Origin of the sequence: Natrinema limicola JCM 13563 (assembly GCF_000337475.1) — an archaeon.
Classification (GTDB): Archaea; Halobacteriota; Halobacteria; order Halobacteriales; family Natrialbaceae; genus Natrinema; species Natrinema limicola.
Genome location: NZ_AOIT01000051.1, coordinates 20,585 through 36,783, shown reverse-complemented (window position 1 = coordinate 36,783; position 16,199 = coordinate 20,585). Strand labels below are relative to the sequence as shown.

General features: G+C 64.9%; 16 protein-coding genes and 1 tRNA gene. 10 read left to right on the top strand and 7 right to left on the bottom strand.

Features of this window, described 5'->3' with window-relative positions:
* Nucleotides 1-52 precede the first annotated feature (52 nt).
* Nucleotides 53-1,240: an outer membrane protein assembly factor BamB family protein gene (locus tag C476_RS13060; RefSeq protein WP_008013741.1), complete on the bottom strand. Its 1,188-nt coding sequence runs from the start codon at nt 1,238-1,240 to the stop codon at nt 53-55.
* 267 nt (nt 1,241-1,507) lie between these two features.
* On the opposite strand from C476_RS13060, the gene C476_RS13055 reads away from it, so the two are divergent.
* Complete coding sequence (locus C476_RS13055; RefSeq protein ID WP_008013740.1) at nt 1,508-2,125, top strand: GAP family protein; 618 nt, start codon at nt 1,508-1,510, stop codon at nt 2,123-2,125.
* A gap of 243 nt (nt 2,126-2,368) precedes the next feature.
* Here C476_RS13055 and pspAB read toward each other — a convergent pair whose 3' ends face one another.
* Nucleotides 2,369-2,974: a PspA-associated protein PspAB gene (gene pspAB, locus C476_RS13050; protein WP_008013739.1), complete on the bottom strand. Its 606-nt coding sequence runs from the start codon at nt 2,972-2,974 to the stop codon at nt 2,369-2,371.
* Nucleotides 2,975-2,998: 24 nt separating this feature from the next.
* Nucleotides 2,999-3,886 (bottom strand): zinc metalloprotease HtpX, encoded by an 888-nt coding sequence (gene htpX, locus C476_RS13045; RefSeq protein ID WP_008013737.1) that lies wholly within the window; start codon nt 3,884-3,886, stop codon nt 2,999-3,001.
* Between the two features lie 266 nt (nt 3,887-4,152).
* Between htpX and C476_RS13040 the strand changes: the two genes are divergently transcribed.
* From C476_RS13040 to C476_RS19925, 3 genes are all read left to right on the top strand, one after another.
* Entirely contained in the window at nt 4,153-5,277 is a 1,125-nt protein-coding gene (locus C476_RS13040) for a 60S ribosomal export protein NMD3 (RefSeq protein ID WP_008013735.1), read from the top strand.
* Complete coding sequence (locus C476_RS13035; RefSeq protein WP_008013734.1) at nt 5,270-6,439, top strand: class I SAM-dependent methyltransferase; 1,170 nt, start codon at nt 5,270-5,272, stop codon at nt 6,437-6,439. Before C476_RS13040 ends, C476_RS13035 begins: the two co-directional genes overlap by 8 nt.
* A gap of 234 nt (nt 6,440-6,673) precedes the next feature.
* Nucleotides 6,674-7,483, top strand: coding sequence for a helix-turn-helix transcriptional regulator (locus tag C476_RS19925; RefSeq protein ID WP_008013733.1), 810 nt, complete (start codon nt 6,674-6,676; stop codon nt 7,481-7,483).
* Nucleotides 7,484-7,783: 300 nt separating this feature from the next.
* On the opposite strand, the gene C476_RS13025 is transcribed toward C476_RS19925, so the two are convergent.
* Nucleotides 7,784-9,610: an ATP-dependent DNA helicase gene (locus C476_RS13025; RefSeq protein WP_008013732.1), complete on the bottom strand. Its 1,827-nt coding sequence runs from the start codon at nt 9,608-9,610 to the stop codon at nt 7,784-7,786.
* Between the two features lie 203 nt (nt 9,611-9,813).
* Between C476_RS13025 and C476_RS13020 the strand changes: the two genes are divergently transcribed.
* A tRNA-Gly gene (locus tag C476_RS13020) sits at nt 9,814-9,902 on the top strand.
* A gap of 90 nt (nt 9,903-9,992) precedes the next feature.
* Here the strand turns inward: C476_RS13020 and C476_RS13015 are convergent.
* Nucleotides 9,993-10,238, bottom strand: a complete 246-nt coding sequence (locus C476_RS13015; protein ID WP_008013731.1) for a DUF7561 family protein — start codon at nt 10,236-10,238, stop codon at nt 9,993-9,995.
* Nucleotides 10,239-10,350: 112 nt separating this feature from the next.
* Here C476_RS13015 and C476_RS13010 point away from each other — a divergent pair, with 112 nt between their 5' ends.
* The 3 genes from C476_RS13010 to C476_RS13000 are packed head-to-tail and all read left to right on the top strand — an operon-like array spanning nt 10,351 to nt 13,070.
* Nucleotides 10,351-11,352, top strand: a complete 1,002-nt coding sequence (locus tag C476_RS13010) for a YkgJ family cysteine cluster protein (RefSeq protein WP_008013730.1) — start codon at nt 10,351-10,353, stop codon at nt 11,350-11,352.
* A gap of 30 nt (nt 11,353-11,382) precedes the next feature.
* Complete coding sequence (locus C476_RS13005; RefSeq protein ID WP_008013729.1) at nt 11,383-12,336, top strand: NAD(P)H-binding protein; 954 nt, start codon at nt 11,383-11,385, stop codon at nt 12,334-12,336.
* Nucleotides 12,333-13,070 (top strand): DUF7530 family protein, encoded by a 738-nt coding sequence (locus C476_RS13000; RefSeq protein ID WP_008013728.1) that lies wholly within the window; start codon nt 12,333-12,335, stop codon nt 13,068-13,070. Before C476_RS13005 ends, C476_RS13000 begins: the two co-directional genes overlap by 4 nt.
* Here C476_RS13000 and C476_RS18410 read toward each other — a convergent pair.
* Nucleotides 13,067-13,240 carry a DUF5786 family protein gene (locus tag C476_RS18410; protein WP_241430492.1) on the bottom strand — a complete coding sequence of 58 codons (174 nt, stop codon included), beginning with the start codon at nt 13,238-13,240 and terminating at the stop codon, nt 13,067-13,069. The genes C476_RS13000 and C476_RS18410 overlap by 4 nt on opposite strands.
* Nucleotides 13,241-13,427: 187 nt before the next feature.
* Here C476_RS18410 and C476_RS12995 point away from each other — a divergent pair, with 187 nt between their 5' ends.
* Complete coding sequence (locus tag C476_RS12995; protein ID WP_008013726.1) at nt 13,428-14,435, top strand: DUF5784 family protein; 1,008 nt, start codon at nt 13,428-13,430, stop codon at nt 14,433-14,435.
* 518 nt (nt 14,436-14,953) lie between these two features.
* On the opposite strand, the gene C476_RS12990 is transcribed toward C476_RS12995, so the two are convergent.
* Nucleotides 14,954-15,241 (bottom strand): DUF5789 family protein, encoded by a 288-nt coding sequence (locus C476_RS12990; RefSeq protein WP_008013725.1) that lies wholly within the window; start codon nt 15,239-15,241, stop codon nt 14,954-14,956.
* 158 nt (nt 15,242-15,399) lie between these two features.
* Here C476_RS12990 and C476_RS12985 point away from each other — a divergent pair, with 158 nt between their 5' ends.
* A complete protein-coding gene (locus C476_RS12985; RefSeq protein ID WP_008013723.1) occupies nt 15,400-16,188 on the top strand; it encodes a PHP domain-containing protein in 789 nt (262 codons plus the stop codon).
* Nucleotides 16,189-16,199: the final 11 nt, after the last annotated feature.

Here is a 16,199-nt window from a genome sequence, read left to right as displayed (position 1 = left end):
GAGAAGGCGCGCCTCGATGGCGAGACTCGACCCGAGCGGTGCAGGATGGATGTCAGCGATTCGGGTCGGCCGTCTCCCACTCGAGACAGGTGAGACGGTCGTCGTCGCTCCCGACGAAAAGCCGGCCGGGTGCGACCGCGGGCGTGTCGCTGATGGCATCCGCGAGGGCAACGTGCCAGATCGGTTCGGCATCGTCAACGTCGATCCCGTAGAGCGAGCCGCTCGCGTCGCCGACACAGCAGACGTCGCCGACGACGACGGGTGTCGAGCGAACCGGGCCGTCGAGTTCGACGCCTTTGCGCGAGAACAGCCAGCCGCGTAGTTTGCGCCGGCCGACGGTCGTGTCGGTGACGTGGCAGTAGCCATCGGTCGCGCCGACGAACGTCGTCTCGGCGGCCGCGAGCACGGTCGGCGATGTGGTGAACCCGCCCTGTATCTCGTAGGTGAACCACGACTGGCCGGTGGCGGCGTCCAGTGCGAGCATCGTCCCTGCGTCGTCGGCGACGTAGACCCGATCCGCGGCGACCGTTGGCCCGGTCGCGACCGTGCCGCCGGTCGGCGCAGCCCAGGCCTGCTCGCCGGTCTCGGCCTCGAGTGCGACCACCGTCCCGTCCGCAGTACCGGCGAACACCCGCTCGTCGATCCACTGCTGGTCCGGCTCCGACAGCCGATCGTCCTCGAGCAAAGCCGTCTCGTCCAGTTCCGAAAGCGGTGTTTGCGTCGATCCGTGTCGCCCCACGTCCCGCCCGTCGGCGACCGCTGGGGTGCCAGCGACTGCCGACTCGGTCTCGTACGTCCACAGTTCCGCCCCCGTCTCGGGCTCGAGTGCGGTCAGCCCATCGGCGTGGCCGGCATAGAGGCGGCCGTCCGAGAGCGCGAAATCGGACTCGAGGTCGGCCGGCAGCTCGGCTTCCCACTCCACCTCGCCGGTGGCGGGGTCGAGCGCGACGATCGTTCCATCGTCGGCCCCCACGTAGAGTCGGTCGCGAGTGACAGCCGGTGTTGCGTCGGTTGCGGTCGGTGTCTCGAAAACCCACCGCCGACGGCCCGTTTCGGCGTCGAGCGCGTAGCAGTTCCCCCGAGTCGTGCCGACGTAGACGGTGTCGCGATCGCACACCGGCGATCCCGGCGGGCCGACGAGGTCGACAGTCCATGCTTCGGTGACGCGAGACGGCCCCTCGAGGTCGCGCCGGAGTCCGGAGTGCTGCGGGTCACCCTTGTACTGGTTCCACTCAGTCACTGCATGCGGCTACCGACCCCACCGATATAATGGATGGGGAGCACGCACCGCGTACATTCTCGGCACGAGCCACACGGCCAAGATTTAACCACGGTTGCAGTGGTAGACAGTCGACAGCGCTTCGATGTGTTCCCTGACGACCGGCGAGCGATCCACCCAAGCACCGTCTGACGGGAGCCGTCCCGACAGTGGCCGCTGGTTGTCACCGACAGCACTCTGTCAGTCGATTTCGAAGGGGTCGACACGTACTGCGTCGGTGAATGAGCCATGAGATTTCTCGAAGTGTTGCCGATGGTGTTCGTGATGATCGCGGGGCCACAGATACTCAGCGCGATCTTCCTCGCGACGAGCGACCGCTGGCGGCAAAACTCGGCCGCGTTCGTCGGTGGTGCAGCCATCTCGATCTCGCTCGTCGTCACGATTGCGTACGCGCTAAGCGCCGGTGTGACCGAACAGGGACAATCGAATACGACGCTCAGCGCGATCGTCCTCGTCGCGCTCGTGCTCGCGATGGTCCACACCTACCGCACGCGAGAGACGTCGGAACCGCCACGATGGATGGGCAAACTCGAGACCGCAACGCCCCGGTTTTCGTTCAGACTCGGCTTTCTCCTGATGGGGTTTTTCCCGACGGATATCCTCACGTCGGTCGCCGTCGGCTCCTATCTGGCGGCCCGCGGTGCGTCGTTGCTAGACGCCATCCCGTTTATCCTGTGTACGCTTCTGGTGCTTGCACTCCCATCGCTTACCCTGGTTGTGTTCAGTGAGCGCGCCGAAACCTTCCTTCCGAAGGCTCGCAACTGGATGGATGCGAACTCGTGGATCGTCAACGAACTCGTGATCCTCTTGTTCATCGCGATGACGCTCAACAACTTGCTTGGCTAGTAGTGGTTGCCCACCAACGAGGCGCGTACTAACGGCGACACCCTCGAGCCATCGGCTCACAACGGAACAGAAACGGCGCGACAGGAAACTGGAAGCAGGAGCAACTGGTGTATGGCGCAGTTGTGATGATGATGTGGCGTCCTGTCGCGTAGATCACCGTAGTCGCCCTGTCGTAATACCGGTGTTCCCAACGTGATTTGGGAGTCAGTCAGCCCACACGAGACGCGGACGACGGAACCGTCCTCACTCCCAGGGATGGGTCCCGCCCTCGCTGGGCCAGAGCGGGTACCAGTACTCTTTCTCGCGTTCGATCTCGAGTTCGCCGTCTAGGGCCGACTCGAGGGAGAACTCCGCGCTCGAGTCGCGTTCCCGGCCGGCTCGCGGGACGAACGGGTAGAAGCGACCGCGCCGGAAGGAGTAGATCCAGTAGGCAGGACCATCCCGGTTCCGATAGGCGAACACGGCAGCGAGCAACCGCGAGCCGTAGCCGTGCTCGATAAAGGTGTCGGCAGCGAAGTGCATACTCGTAATGAGGTCCTCCGGATCGTCGTCCGCGAGGACGACCCACTGGTAGCCGTGATCGTCCGACGTGACCGAGAAGTCGGTGCCGGTCTCCTCCTGGCCGGCCTCGAGAATCGCCTCGACCTCGTCGACGGCGTCCCGGAAGTCGGCCGAGTCGACGCCCGAAAAGCACAGCGCCCCGACGTCGAGTGACTCGTAGCCCAGATCGGCCTCCATCGTGAGGTAGGCAGTGCTCATCCCGAAGAGGTCGTCGGGGTCGGCGTCACGTCCGGCGTCGGTCTCGGCGCGCATCCCGAGGACGGCGCGGAGCCCATCCAGCAGTCCCATAGGTCCTGTGAGCGCCGGGAACCCTTAGAAGGACTGCATTTCGCGCTCGAGGTCGCGGAGCTGTTCGACGCGTCGTTCGGTCGATGGATGCGTGCTAAAGAGGCGACCGATGACGCCGGACTTGATCGGGATGATGAAGAAGGCGTTCATCTCGGCCTCTTCGCGCATGTCGTCTTTGGGAACCTTGTCCATCTGGCCCGAAATCTTCAGCAACGCGGAGGCAAGCGCGGAGGGGTTCCCGGTGATGGCAGCCGCGCCGCGGTCGGCAGCGAACTCGCGATACCGCGAGAGCGCCCGGATCAGCAGATAGCTGATGATCCAGACGACCAGCGAGACGAGGATCGCGACGACGATGCCGCCGCCACCGCCCTCGCGGCCGCGGCCGTGCCCGCCGCCGAAAAAGGCCCCCCAGCGGACCATCATGAACGCGATCGTCGAGAGAAACGAGGCGATCGTCATCACCATCATGTCGCGGTTCTTGACGTGGGCGAGTTCGTGTGCGAGGACGCCGTCGAGTTCGTCCCGCTCGAGCGTGTGCATGAGTCCGGTCGTCACGCAGACAGCCGCGTTGCGCTGGTTGCGCCCGGTTGCGAAGGCGTTTGGTACCTTGGAGTCGACGACCGCCACCTTCGGCTTCGGGAGGTCAGCCTGCTGGGAAAGCCGTTCGATCGAGCCGTGCAGTTGTGGATACTCGTCGCGCGAGACGGTCTTTGCGCCCATACTCCGCAGCGTGAGCGTGTCGCTGAAGTAGTACTGCACGAGCGAGAAGCCGCCGAACATGAGCGCGAAGAGGAACAGCCCGCCGCCGACGTAGGCGGTAATCACGCCGGCGAAGACGATATACAGCGCAAACAGCAGGAACATCGTCACGAACATCCGAAATCGTAGTCCCCAGTCCGCCTGCCAGTTCATATCGATAGGTATGGGCCGCGGCGGAATAAGCGTCACCACCGAACCGATAGCCCCTGCCCGTCTTCGACTACCGAGTGAACCCCTTCGTTTCGTATGGAAACCGTGTGACTGAGTTACGTCTGACACAATCGAATCGGCGGCCCGTTTGACAGGCGTCTGCCGCGTTGGCCGACCCGATCGGCGGCGGCTCGAGCAGACGAGCAACGCGAACGAACGTAACCAGTCGGAACGCGGCTCTTAACTCGCTGAGATTCCAAACGAGGGCAATGAGTGAGTCGCGTGCGTTCTGCCCCCGATGTGGGGATGCGGTACCCGAGCGATCGGCGAGCGACGCGAACGACCCGTTGCGGCCCGGTGCGGAGGTCGAACTCTGCGATTCGTGTTACTTCGAGGACTTCGACTTCGTCGACGCACCGGACCGAATCGACGTTCGCGTCTGTTCGCGGTGTGGGGCGGTCTACCGCGGGAATCGGTGGGTCGACGTCGGTGCCGAAGACTACACGGACATCGCCATCGAGGAGGTCAGCCAGGCGCTTGCCGTCCACGTCGACGTCGAAGACGTCGCCTGGCAGATCGATCCCGAACAGGTCGACCAGAACACGATCCGGATGCACTGTTATTTCACGGGCGTCGTCCGCGGGACGCCAGTCGACGAGCAAGTGACGGTCCCCGTTAAGATCGCCCGCCAGACCTGTACCCGGTGTGGGCGGATCGCTGGCGACTACTACGCCAGCATCGTCCAGATCCGTGCCGAGGACCGAACTCCGACGAGCGACGAGATGGACCGGGCGAAGGAAATCGCGAATCAGACCGTCGCGGACATGGAAGCGACGGGCGATCGCAACGCCTTCGTCACCGAGGTCGGCGAGACCGACGACGGACTGAACATCAAGGTCTCGACCAACAAGATCGGCAAGAAGATCTCGAACAAGATGATCGAGGAGTTCGGTGGCACCGTTAACGACGCCGAAACCCTCGTCACGGAAGACGAGGACGGCAACGAGGTCTATCGAGTCACCTTCGCCGTCCGCCTGCCGCCCTATACCCCCGGCGACATCATCGACCTCGCCGAGGACGACGGCGGTCCCGTCCTCGTCCGCAGCGCTCGCGGCAACCTCAAGGGCATTCGCGTGACGACCGGCGAACGATACGAAGCGAGCTACGAAGAAGGCAATTCGCCGGAAGCACGCAAACTCGGCGAGCTCGAGGACGCGACCGAAGCCACTGTCGTCACCGTCGAGGACGACAACGCCGTACAGGTACTCGACCCCGAGACCTTCCAGGCGAAAACCGTCGCGCGGCCGGACTACTTCGATCCCGAGGCCGAGACGGTGCCCGTGTTGAAGAGCCGAGCCGGGCTGCACATCCTGCCCGACGAGCGCGATGACTGAAGACACGGACGACCAGCCGGCAGCCGGGGACGCTCACGACCTCGAGCCCGCAGCCGACGCCGTCCTCGAGCGGGCGGCGGCCGACGCCCCGCTGGCCGCGATCGTCGACAAACCGCGGACTGAGACGGCTATCGAGTCGCTGCGCGCTGAGGGCGTCTACGACGAGTCGCGGCGCGTCTGCGAGGACGGCCCTGACAGCAACGCCCTGCCCGTCACGGAGCCGCCGACGGAGACACAGGTCCGCGAAGTCGTCCGACAACTCGAGCCCGAACGCCGAAATCCCGATCTCGAGGACCTGCTGGCTGACCGGGGCTGGAGCGATGACGATCTCGAGTCGGCCCCGGGCTCGTGGGCAGTGATCGGATCGGTGATCCTCGTGACCGTTCCCAAGGACTGTCCCGACGAGACGGCGGTCGGCGAGGCCTTACTCGAGTTACACGGCGAAGCCGACAGCGTACTGGCCGACGCGGGGATCGCAAACGACGGCACAGCGGGCACCTACCGCGAGCCCCGCACCCGGCTACTCGCCGGGAGCAGCGACACGGAGACGATCCACACCGAGCACGGCACGCAGTACGGCCTCGATCCCACGAAAGTGATGTTCTCGCCGGGCAATCAGGCCGAACGCGCCCGGATGGGCGAAATCGTCGACGCCGACGAGCACGTCTTCGATATGTTCGCCGGGATCGGCTACTTTACGCTGCCGATAGCGCGGGCCGGCACACAGGTCACTGCGACCGAACTCAATCCGACAGCGTTTCGCTATCTGCTCGAGAACGCCATGCTCAACGATGTCAGCGACCGGATCGATGCCTACATGACCGACTGTCGCGACCTCGCCGGCGGCCTCGATGTCGATCGGGTCATCATGGGCTACTACGGCAGTTCGGACGACTCGAGCGACGACGACAGTGAGGGGGCGGGCACGCGAACCGACGAAGCACACGAGTTCCTCCCCGACGCGCTCGAAGCGCTTTCTCCCGGCGGCGTCGTCCACTACCACGAGGCGACACCGGAAGCACGGCTCTGGGACCGCCCGCTTGCTCGCCTCGAGCGGGCCGCCGATGCGGCCGGCCGCGACCTCGAGGTGCTCGAGAAACGGCGAGTGAAAAGCCACAGCGCAGGTGTCGCACACGTCGTCGTCGACGCCCGGTTCGACTGAGACACGGGACACAGCGTGGTCGAGACGCTGGCCGACTCCGGTCGTGACATTGATACTTGCGGGGCCGTAGTCGTCTACCATGGACAAGAATCAGGTCATCGCGCTCGCCTTCGCGTTCCTCATGGTGTCCTCGATGGTGGCATGGGGCGCGACAGCCATCTTCTAGGCTCTGGCTCGTGACAGCTCTCTGTCAATCGTAAGTATTTACTGCTGACTGGTCAGTCTGACAACTAGATGACCGACGAGCCAGCACGTGCGCTTCGCTATCTCTCCGGCTCGACCGTCCGGCCCACGATTCTCGAGCGGCTCGTCGGCGGTACCGCCCAGCCGGCCGAGCTAGTCTCGGTTGCCGACGTCTCCCGGACGACCGTCCACCGGACGCTCTCCGAACTGGTCAAGCGTGACTGGGTTCGGCGGGTCGACGGCGGGTACGAAGCGACCGCGATCGGCGAGCTGGCACTGCAAACGTACGAACGCGCACAGAACCGACTCCAAACGCTCGAGCGACTCGAGCCGTTCTGTGCTCACGCCGAAGACACAGCTGCTGAACTCGACCTCGAGTGGCTGTGCGGGGCGCGGCTGGCGACNCCGACCGAGACGAACCCCCAGTATCCGCTCGAGTGGTACAGCGATCGGCTCGCGGCCCTCGAGCCGGCCGGCAAGCGCACGCGACTGCGTGTCGCCACACCGGTGCTCACCCGACAACTGCTGGCTGTCCACGAGCCGATCGCCGACGCGGGAACGCCGACGGAATTCGTCGTCGGCGAGGCGGCCCTGCAAGCCGTCGCAAAACAATCTCCCGATCAGTTGCACGCGTCACTCGAGTGCGACGCGTTCGAACTGTACGTCGCGTCGGAATCGCCGTCGCTTGGAATGACGCTCGGCGAAGAGCGGACGCTCCTTCGTGCGTACGACAACAGCCATCTCGTCGCCGTCCTTGAGAGCGCGAACGGGCGGCTTCGCGAGTGGACAGCCGATCGATACAGTCGACTTCGGGACGGCGCACGGCAGGTGACCGGCGAAACGCTCAGGTCCCTGTCCTGACGGTCACGAGGACGCCATACCCACGCCGTCGCTCACGCTCGCCAGTCGTCGGGCAGGTCGCCCGCGACTGCCGAACTGTTACACACCGTGAAACATGTTACGCGAGACAGATAATTGAGCGCTGGCCGTCTCGGCCCAACCGACGGCAGCGGCGGTGGACCGGGGTCGAGGTCATGCCTATTCGTCCACAACGGGACTGGTCCACCGCGAATCGGCCGTCATACGGTTTGCTATACCGATGTCACGGTGCAACCGCAGGGCGGTCGCGGTCCCACCGGCACTGACTGACAGGAGACCGTATCACTCGTCGGTATCCCAGACATCCGCCAGCGGGCTGGAGCGGGATGATCGCCGCGACCGCCGCGATCGTGACGAGGTTCTACTGTCATGTCCGGCATCCGCCTCACTGGCACGGCTCGAGCGTGACGCTCCCTCCGATCGTGCTGTCCTCGTTGCGCCGCCGAGGGCCGCCTGCGGATCGAACGCAGGGAGCGCCGGCTGTTCCATGCGATCGACCTGCGCTGCGAACCACTCGGGCATGTCCGTCCGCGCACGCTCGAACAGATCCACCAGACTCGAGTCCGCTAAATACGTCGCGCCGTAGTCGTCGGGGGCGCGGACGACCCGGCCGCAGGCCTGGATCACAGTGCGAAGCGTCGTCCGGTAGTACCACGCCCACTGTCCCTCCTCGAGTCGGTGGGCCACCCGCGAGTCGCCAGTGTTGAGGAAGGGAGCCTTACAGAGCACCTGCCAGCGACAGAGTTCGTCTTTGAGATCGAGTGCTTCCTCCATCTTCACCGAGAGGAAAACGTCTGGTTCGTCGCTGGCTTTCCAGGCCTCGAGCGCGGCGTCGCGACCGTCGCGGTCGTGGGTGCGGATTCGATCGCCAACGCCGAAGTCAGCCAGTAGATCGGCGAGGCGTTCCTGAATGTCGTAGGAGTGGGCGTGGATCAGTCCCTTCTCGTCGGGGTGGTGGGCCATTAGTCGGACGATCGTCCGGGCGATCTTCGGCGTCGTCTCGTCGCGGTGCTCGTAGGTCATCTTCCCCTGTGTCACGTCGTACAGCGGCCGGTTTTCGACGGGGAAGGTGTGTTCGACGTCGACCAAGGCGACTCGCTCGGGCTCGAGCCCGACCTGCCGACAGAACGCGGCCTTGTTGAGGATCGTCGCCGACAGCAGCGCGAACTTGTTGCCCCGGTCCCAGACGGTGTGCTGGAGGTACTTCTCGGGGTTCATCGGTTTGATCGTCAGCGGGCCGCCTGCGGGGTCGTCGGCGCTAGCGTCGCGAGTGCGGGGCTCTGATTGGTCGACCAGCCACGTCGTCGGACTCTGCGGATCGCGATAATCAGAGACGAACCACTCGAGTTCGCCGATGAGTTCCTGTAACCGATCGCGTTCGCGCACGTCGGCAGGCGAGAGCGTCTCCTGTGCGAGCAGATCGTCTTTCCGGCGTTCGCAGGTTCCCACGAGATTGTCGGCGTAGCGGGCAGCACGTTCGACGGAGTCGACCTCCGGGACGCGAAGCTCGTCCCAGAAGGGGACGGTTCGTGGCCCGAGTTGGATCGTCGCGTACATCTCGGCCCATTCGGCGAGGCCGTGGGCTTCGTCGACGACGACGACGTCGCGTTTCCGAAAGACATCGCTGCCGGCGGTCTGCATGAAATACGCCAGCGTCATCGCCGCGATTTCGCGGTTCGACGCGATCGCCCGGTCGGAGAAGTACGGACACCGATGCTTGACCGAGCAGTCGTAGCCCCGCTCGCGGACACAGGGTGCCTGATTGACCGGCGTGTCGCGCTCGTCCGGCAGGATACAGGTATAGTTCGACTTGCCGCGGATGACGTTGAGGTCGGCCAACAGGTCGTCAGCCGCCACGTCGTCTAACTGAGAGACCTGCGGCGTCGTGTAGTAGGCCCCCGTGGCATCGCTGGGGTCGCCTTCGTCGGCCCGTCGGGCACAGCCAGCGACGGCGCGCGCGAGCAGTGACTTGCCACTGCCCGTCGGCGCGCGAACGAGCACGACGTCGTTGTCAGCCGCGAAGGCGTCTCGAATGTCGCGCAGGGCCTGCTTTTGTGCCCCGCGGTAACTCGGCGCGGGAAACTCCTCGAAGAGCCGCTCGGGATTCACCGTTCGTCTCACGGCGCGGCCACGTCCTAAAAGCTGCGGACCGTCGCGTCGTGTGTAACTGACCCGTGCCAGCAACCTCACTCAGTCGCGGGTGAAATCGGCGGCTACCGATCGGTATCAGCCGCCTACGAAACGTGGGCGGTCGACAGAAGACCGGTAGTCGACCGATTACAAAGACGAAATCCGCCCTCGCACTGACATGCGGAAGGGTCGCTCAGCGGAAGAGCACCGCGGTGCCACCTGGCTCCGCGGCGGCACTTTGCCCCGTGGCGTTCAAATCCCACCCCTTCCGCTTGCGGTTGCGGTTGCTGCCGTGGCTGTGGCTGCGGTCTCGCGACCGCATGCAGTGTCATTGCCGCCACACTCCCCCGTCACGACGCTTTTAACGCGACCTGAGTTGTGAGGTCTCGTCGTCGACCTGTTCGAGCCGCTCGACATCCGCTGCCGTCGGATAGTCAGGCAGCGCCTCGAGACACGGATAACACAGTAGATGCGAAGTGCCGTCCTCGAGGTCAAGCGTGATCGCGGTTCCGACGGTGCCGGCGTCGGTCCCGAACGACCAGAGATTGGCGATTCCGCCCGAAATCGTGACCGTTCGGCCACAGCCGTCACAGGAGGCTTTCGACATAGCTGAGTATGGGTGTCGAACGATGAAAGCCGTTCGCCTGTCGCTGGGCGGCTGTGTTCGTGTGGCGAGAGCCCGCACAGCGGTTATACGATCAAGCGGTGTAGCGTCGCATATGGAGGTGAACTGTGAAGGCTGTGCAGGCTGTTGTCTGGACTGGCGAGCGCTCCTCGAGGACGACACGGACGCTCGAGACGCTGTCGATGGCCACCGGCGGCGTGAGGTGTTCGAGGACGAACCGCCGGCCACCCCATCCCGGGAGCCGCTCGACGACGATCCCACCTTCGTCCCACTGACCCGCGACGAGGTGCGGGCGTTTCTCGAGGCCGGGATGGGCGCGGCCCTGACTCCGCGATTCTGGCACGCCCGCGGCGAGCGTGAGGAACCACATTCTACGGACTCCTCGAGCGGAGATGCGCCGCAAGCGGGCGTCGAGATCGACGGCCACACCGTCGCCGCCGTCGCGGGGCGGCCGGCCTTTTTTATCGGCCTCCGGAAGCCACCGAAGCCGGTAGCCCCGTTCGGCCGCGACGAGCCGACGTGGCTGCCGACCTGTGTCTTCCTCGAGCCGACGACGCTCCAGTGTCGGATCCACGAGGACGACCTGTTTCCCGACGAGTGCGGTGCGTATCCGGAACACAACCTCGCACTCGCACAGGAGACCGAATGCGAGCGCGTCGAGTCGGCGTTCGGCGGCGACCGACTGCTCGACGCCGACCACGACGATCCCGACGGCCTCCTGTTGGGCTCGCAGGCGATCGGAGCGAAGCTGTTCTGTCATCCACGACCGGCCGCCCTCGAGGGGATCGTCGGGCGGGCCGCAGCCGGCGACCTCACCCGCCAGGACCGCGCCGAACCGATCGCGGTCGCCGCCGCCTCGAGTCCCGGAACGCTTGCGATTTCCGACTTTCACTACGAGCAGGCGAAAGAGCGGATGCTCGCGGATGCGGACGCCGACACGGAGCCCGCCGACGAGGCGTCGTGGGTCGGCCCGGCGATCCGCGACTGGCATGAGCGCTGCCGGGCGGCCGACGAGGCGGTGCCGTCGCCGACCGTCGCCGACGCCGTCGAACGCGAGCGGGGCGCACCCGAAACGCCGGGCTGGGACGTCGAGTGACGTTAAGAGCGTTCGCTCCGTACCGAGTGTATGCGCGTACTTGTAACTGGAGCGACCGGATTCGTGGGCCGGCGGCTCGTGGCCGCCCTCCTTGCAGAGACGACCCACGACGTGACGGTCCTCGTGAGAGACGCCGCGAGCTACGACCCGCCGGCCGGCGTCACCGTCGTCGAAGGGGACGTCCTCAAGCCGGGGAGCTTCGAGGCGGCGCTGGCGGATACTGACGTCGCCTACTATCTGATCCACGCGATGGGGGCCAGCGGGGACTTCGCCGAGCGGGATCGGCGCGCCGCACGGAACTTCGAACGGGCCGCGAGCGAGGCCGGCATAGAGCGGGTGATCTATCTAAGCGGGCTCGGCAACGAGGGCGACACGCTCTCGAGTCACCTCGCCTCGCGCCGGGAAGTCGAGACACTCCTCCGGGCGGGCAGCGCCGACGTGACCGTTCTCAGGGCAGCGATTATCATCGGTGACGGCAGCGCGAGTTTCCGGCTGATCTACCAGCTTGCGACGCGGCTCCCGGTGATGATCACCCCACAGTGGGTCGATACCGACTGCCAGCCGATCGCGATCGACGACGTGATCGCCTACTGTCTGGCAGTGCTCGAGCAACCGGAGACGGCCGGCGAAACGTACGAAATCGGTGGGCCGGACGTGCTCACCTACCGCGAGATGTTGCTTCAGACGGCCGAAATCGCGACCGGTCGCCGCCCGCTGATCATCGCCGTACCGGTCCTGAGTCCGCGGCTCTCGTCACATTGGGTCGGCCTCATCACTGACGTCCCCAAGGAGGTTGCCTACCCGTTGATCGAGGGCGTTCGTAATCGCGTCGTCGTCACGGACGACCGCCTCGAGCAACTCGTCGAACTCGAGCTGACGCCATTTGCGGTGGCGGTCCGGCGTGCCGTTGGGGCCGAGTCGGGCGGTGCCGAAGCGGTCGGCCACGCCGAGACGGCAGCGCCGACGGAGCGGGGCGGAAAATGACGGAGTCACTGGAGTACGGTGAGACGTGGGTCTACGAAAGCCTTCTCGGGACGGTTCCCGGCGTGCGTGTCTCGAGTCGGACGGCGATCGGGCTGCAGTTTCTCGGCTTCGAGGCGGCGATCCTCGCTGTCGCAGCGATCTACGATCTCTGGGGGGCGGTCGTCCCTGGTACGGTCGCTGTCGTCGTCGCAACGGTCGGGAGCTGGCTCATGCTGCGGTTCAGCCGGGCCGTCCGCGAGCTACCGACGCCGACGGCGTACCGGCGGTTGTTGTTCGGCTCGAGTATCGACGTCGTCCTCGGCGTGATGGCGTTCGTCGCGCTCGTCACCTATCTGTTCGTCGTCGATCCACGGGGGAGCGAAGCAGGGTCGTCACTGTTGATCGAGCTCTTCGGGGCCGAGCCACCAGCGCTGGCAGTTGGCCTCGCGTTGCTCGTCCTCTGGGACGTGGTGTATCGGATCGGGACCTGCTGGTGGGCGAGCGTCGTCGGGCTGTGGCGGGCGCTCACCTACGGGTTCGAGCCGGGACCGACGCGAGCGTACCAGCGCATCGACGCGATCAACGTCGGCTTCGCGGCGGTACAGTTGCTCTTGGTGCCACTCGTCGCGGATCGCGTGGTGTTACTCGTCGCGCTCGTGGGTCACGTCGTCGCCGTTGCGGTCGTTGCGACGCTCTCGATTACGATTCAGGGACGGCGAAAAACGATGACGGCAGTGTCTGTCGATCACCGCTAGTTCGACTTGATCTGCTCGAACGTGTCGAGCAAGTCCTCGGCGGAGTCGCCGGCATCGTACTTGACCTCACCGTGGTAGATCGTCCGCTCGTCGTCGAAGTCCGTATCGACCGTCGAGGCCTGCTTTTCGCGACGCTCGTGCTCGTCTTCGTCATAGTCACCCATTGACATGGTAAGTATACGCATAGTACGGCGGACGCGACTATTAATGTAACGGTCGTTCATACCCGGCCACGGCTCACGCCAACTGAGGCGGAAGCGAGTTGCTCGAGTGTGAGTGCTCGAGCGAATATGTTCATACAGCAGAAGACAGCGAGACAGCGAACGATATATGGACCCGCACACCCTAGCAACGTGCGTGGCACGGCCGCTTCGCTTTCGATACTCGCCCCAGTCGTGGAACGACGGGCGTATCCGCCAAGAGATCCTCCAGCCGCTCCAGTCGAACATCGGCGCAGAATCCGTCACGCCCTGGTTCAAAATCGGCGGCAACTGGCAGGGACACCGCTTCGAGATGCAAAACGGCGACGTCGCCCTCTTTGCACACGCCAACGGCGACGCCTACTGGATGGGCAACACCGAAACGCCGTCCGCGCTGTGGAAGACCGACAAGTTCGGCTGGCGGGACGTCCCCCACCACGTCGCACGATGGGCCAAGCGAGAACTGACCGCGACGCTCCACGAGCGGTCCCCCTGGCTCGCGGACTACCCCCACATCTCGTGGTTTTTCCTGCCCGTGTTTATGTCCAAAGACGGCCGCGACTCCACTCGCGCGTTCTTCCGGGACCACGCCGCGGGCTTTCCCGACGCCGACCACCGGGAGACGACCCAGTTTTTCGAGGACTTCCTCTCGACCGGCGTCTTAGACGAGTATCGCCACGTCATGTCTGGAAAGCTCGGCACCAGCGACCACGTCGACCGCGTCCGGATGAGCGCCGCGATGGCCGAGTTCATCGCCGCGAAACACCTCACTGACGCCGGCTACGACGTGGTCCCCGAAATCGAGGTGACGACCGGTCACTCGCTCGATTTCCGAGCCAAAGCCGACGACACCAACGTCCTCGTCGAGGTCACCCGACCACAGCCGCCAGGCACTCGCGCCGCCACCGGGCCTGTCGCCGCCGTCCGCGAGACTGCCGAGACCAAGACCAACGGCCAGTTGGCCGACCACGGCGGCGGTGCAACCCTGTTCGTCGACTGCTCGAGCTTTCGAGACGACGAGTGGGCCGCCGTCCGCGGCGAGCAACCCGACGTGCGCCACCGCCCCGCCGTCGTCTACCGCACCCGACCGAACGGCCACGTCGAAGGCTACCGGAAGGGAGCGGTGCCGCTCGAATTAGACAACGTCCTGACGCTGGTAGACTGATCCGGTACGACTCCTTCGACGCCCGGGTCCGTCGGCTGATATTGCCGGACAGAACGACGTGACGATTGGTCGCGCTGCTGCGGCCGTCACCGGTGGAGACGGCCGCGAATCCGCGACCGACTTCGTATTGGCTGCTGTCCGACAGTATGACAACCAGTACGGGAGAGTTGTACGTGTTCGTAATCTGGGATAATCACACACAGCCACGCGTGTCGCAGTCCTCGAAGATCACAGCAAACGGCTCTCTATCGACGCGGTCGACACACCGGAGCCAGACCCGAACGGCACGGTCGTCACGGTCGATCTGAAAGACGACAAACCCGAGGCGATGACCGACGTCGAGACGGTCGGTATTCCAGTTCTCGATACCGTTTGATCGGTCAATAGAAGTAGCATACCGCTCGCTTTGCGAGCGGTTTCACCGAGCGCGCCGCTGGCGCGCTCGAGTTTTTTCATCACCGTTTTTTAGCGGGGTTCGAGCGAGCAACACGAGCGAGGATCCCGTTAAAAAAGGTTGGTTAGAACGAAACGGCGTCGGGCGAGTACGGACTCCCGACCGGTGTCGGATCACGGTCGCTGTAGCCGACGCGGCCGACAGCCTTGTTGCTGACGGCAGAGTAGACGGCGAGACGCGCGTCTTCCGGGTGCTCGAAGGTTTCGGACTCGAGGCGGGCGAGTACGTCGCCGACCGTTTCGGACCCGTTGGGGAGTTCGAGGGTCCGATCCCCGTATTCGTCGATCAGTTCCTCGGTCGTGGCGGGGTAGTCGTGGTCGTCGATGACGTCGCCGGTGCCATTGAGCAGCATTACGCCTTACCATCCGTGAACGATAATTATAAACATTGTCCATGCATGTTTCCTAGCCTCATTAGATACCTAATATGCCTAGTAGATGAGCGGCGGCGTCGAAGCTTGGATGCAGGCCCGGAGAAATGCCTTTAGGAACGGCCCTGTTGAGGTACGATATGCCATACGCGGACTTACACGTCCATACCACCCGCTCGGACGGGAGCCTTCCACTCGAGGCGGTCCCCGAGGTCGCGCGCCGTGACGGCGTCGACGTCGTCGCGGTGACGGACCACGACCGGGTCCAGCCGTTCGACAGCCCGGTCGTCGAACGCGACGGCGTGACACTGATCCACGGCATCGAGTTGCGGGTCGGGACCGACGCTTCCCAGCGAATCGATCTGCTGGGCTATGGCCTCGAGCCGAGTACAGAACTCGAGGCGATCCTCGAGACCATTCAGGAAAACCGTATCGAACGTGGGCAGGCGATCGTCGACTGCGTGGAGTCGCGGCTAGGCGTCGATCTCGGCGTAACGATCGACAGCGGATTCGGACGGCCACACATTGCGCGGGCGATCGACGCCCACCCCACGATCGAGTACGACTATCAGGGCGCGTTCGATCACCTCATTGGCTCCGACTGTCCGTGTTACGTGCCCCGTGAGGTCCCATCGTTCGAGCGCGGACGGGCGGCACTGGCCGAGTCGTGTCGACTCGTCTCGCTTGCCCATCCGTTGCGGTACCGCGATCCCGAGCAGGCACTCGCGCTAACATCCGACCTCGATGCCGTCGAACTCCAGTATCCGTACGGTCGCGATGTCGACCGCACGCCAGTCGAGCGCGCGCTCGAGCGCCACGAGCTGCTCCCCACCGGCGGCAGTGACGCACACGACGAGCGCCTCGGTATCGACGGGCTCTCCCGGGGAGCCTACGAGCGCCTCGAGCTGACAGCCGACGGTACTAACTGACCGCGAGCGGA

What these genes read in the sequence shown, in the direction of transcription:
- htpX (WP_008013737.1), bottom strand. Translation starts at nt 3,886, where the DNA reads ATGAACTGGCAGGCGGACTGGGGACTACGATTTCGGATGTTCGTGACG.
- pspAB (WP_008013739.1), bottom strand. Translation starts at nt 2,974, where the DNA reads ATGGGACTGCTGGATGGGCTCCGCGCCGTCCTCGGGATGCGCGCCGAG.
- C476_RS13000 (WP_008013728.1), top strand. Translation starts at nt 12,333, where the DNA reads ATGACGGAGTCACTGGAGTACGGTGAGACGTGGGTCTACGAAAGCCTT.
- C476_RS13015 (WP_008013731.1), bottom strand. Translation starts at nt 10,238, where the DNA reads ATGTCGAAAGCCTCCTGTGACGGCTGTGGCCGAACGGTCACGATTTCG.
- C476_RS13055 (WP_008013740.1), top strand. Translation starts at nt 1,508, where the DNA reads ATGAGATTTCTCGAAGTGTTGCCGATGGTGTTCGTGATGATCGCGGGG.
- C476_RS12990 (WP_008013725.1), bottom strand. Translation starts at nt 15,241, where the DNA reads ATGCTGCTCAATGGCACCGGCGACGTCATCGACGACCACGACTACCCC.
- C476_RS13010 (WP_008013730.1), top strand. Translation starts at nt 10,351, where the DNA reads ATGGAGGTGAACTGTGAAGGCTGTGCAGGCTGTTGTCTGGACTGGCGA.
- C476_RS12985 (WP_008013723.1), top strand. Translation starts at nt 15,400, where the DNA reads ATGCCATACGCGGACTTACACGTCCATACCACCCGCTCGGACGGGAGC.
- C476_RS18410 (WP_241430492.1), bottom strand. Translation starts at nt 13,240, where the DNA reads ATGTCAATGGGTGACTATGACGAAGACGAGCACGAGCGTCGCGAAAAG.
- C476_RS13005 (WP_008013729.1), top strand. Translation starts at nt 11,383, where the DNA reads ATGCGCGTACTTGTAACTGGAGCGACCGGATTCGTGGGCCGGCGGCTC.
- C476_RS13035 (WP_008013734.1), top strand. Translation starts at nt 5,270, where the DNA reads ATGACTGAAGACACGGACGACCAGCCGGCAGCCGGGGACGCTCACGAC.
- C476_RS13040 (WP_008013735.1), top strand. Translation starts at nt 4,153, where the DNA reads ATGAGTGAGTCGCGTGCGTTCTGCCCCCGATGTGGGGATGCGGTACCC.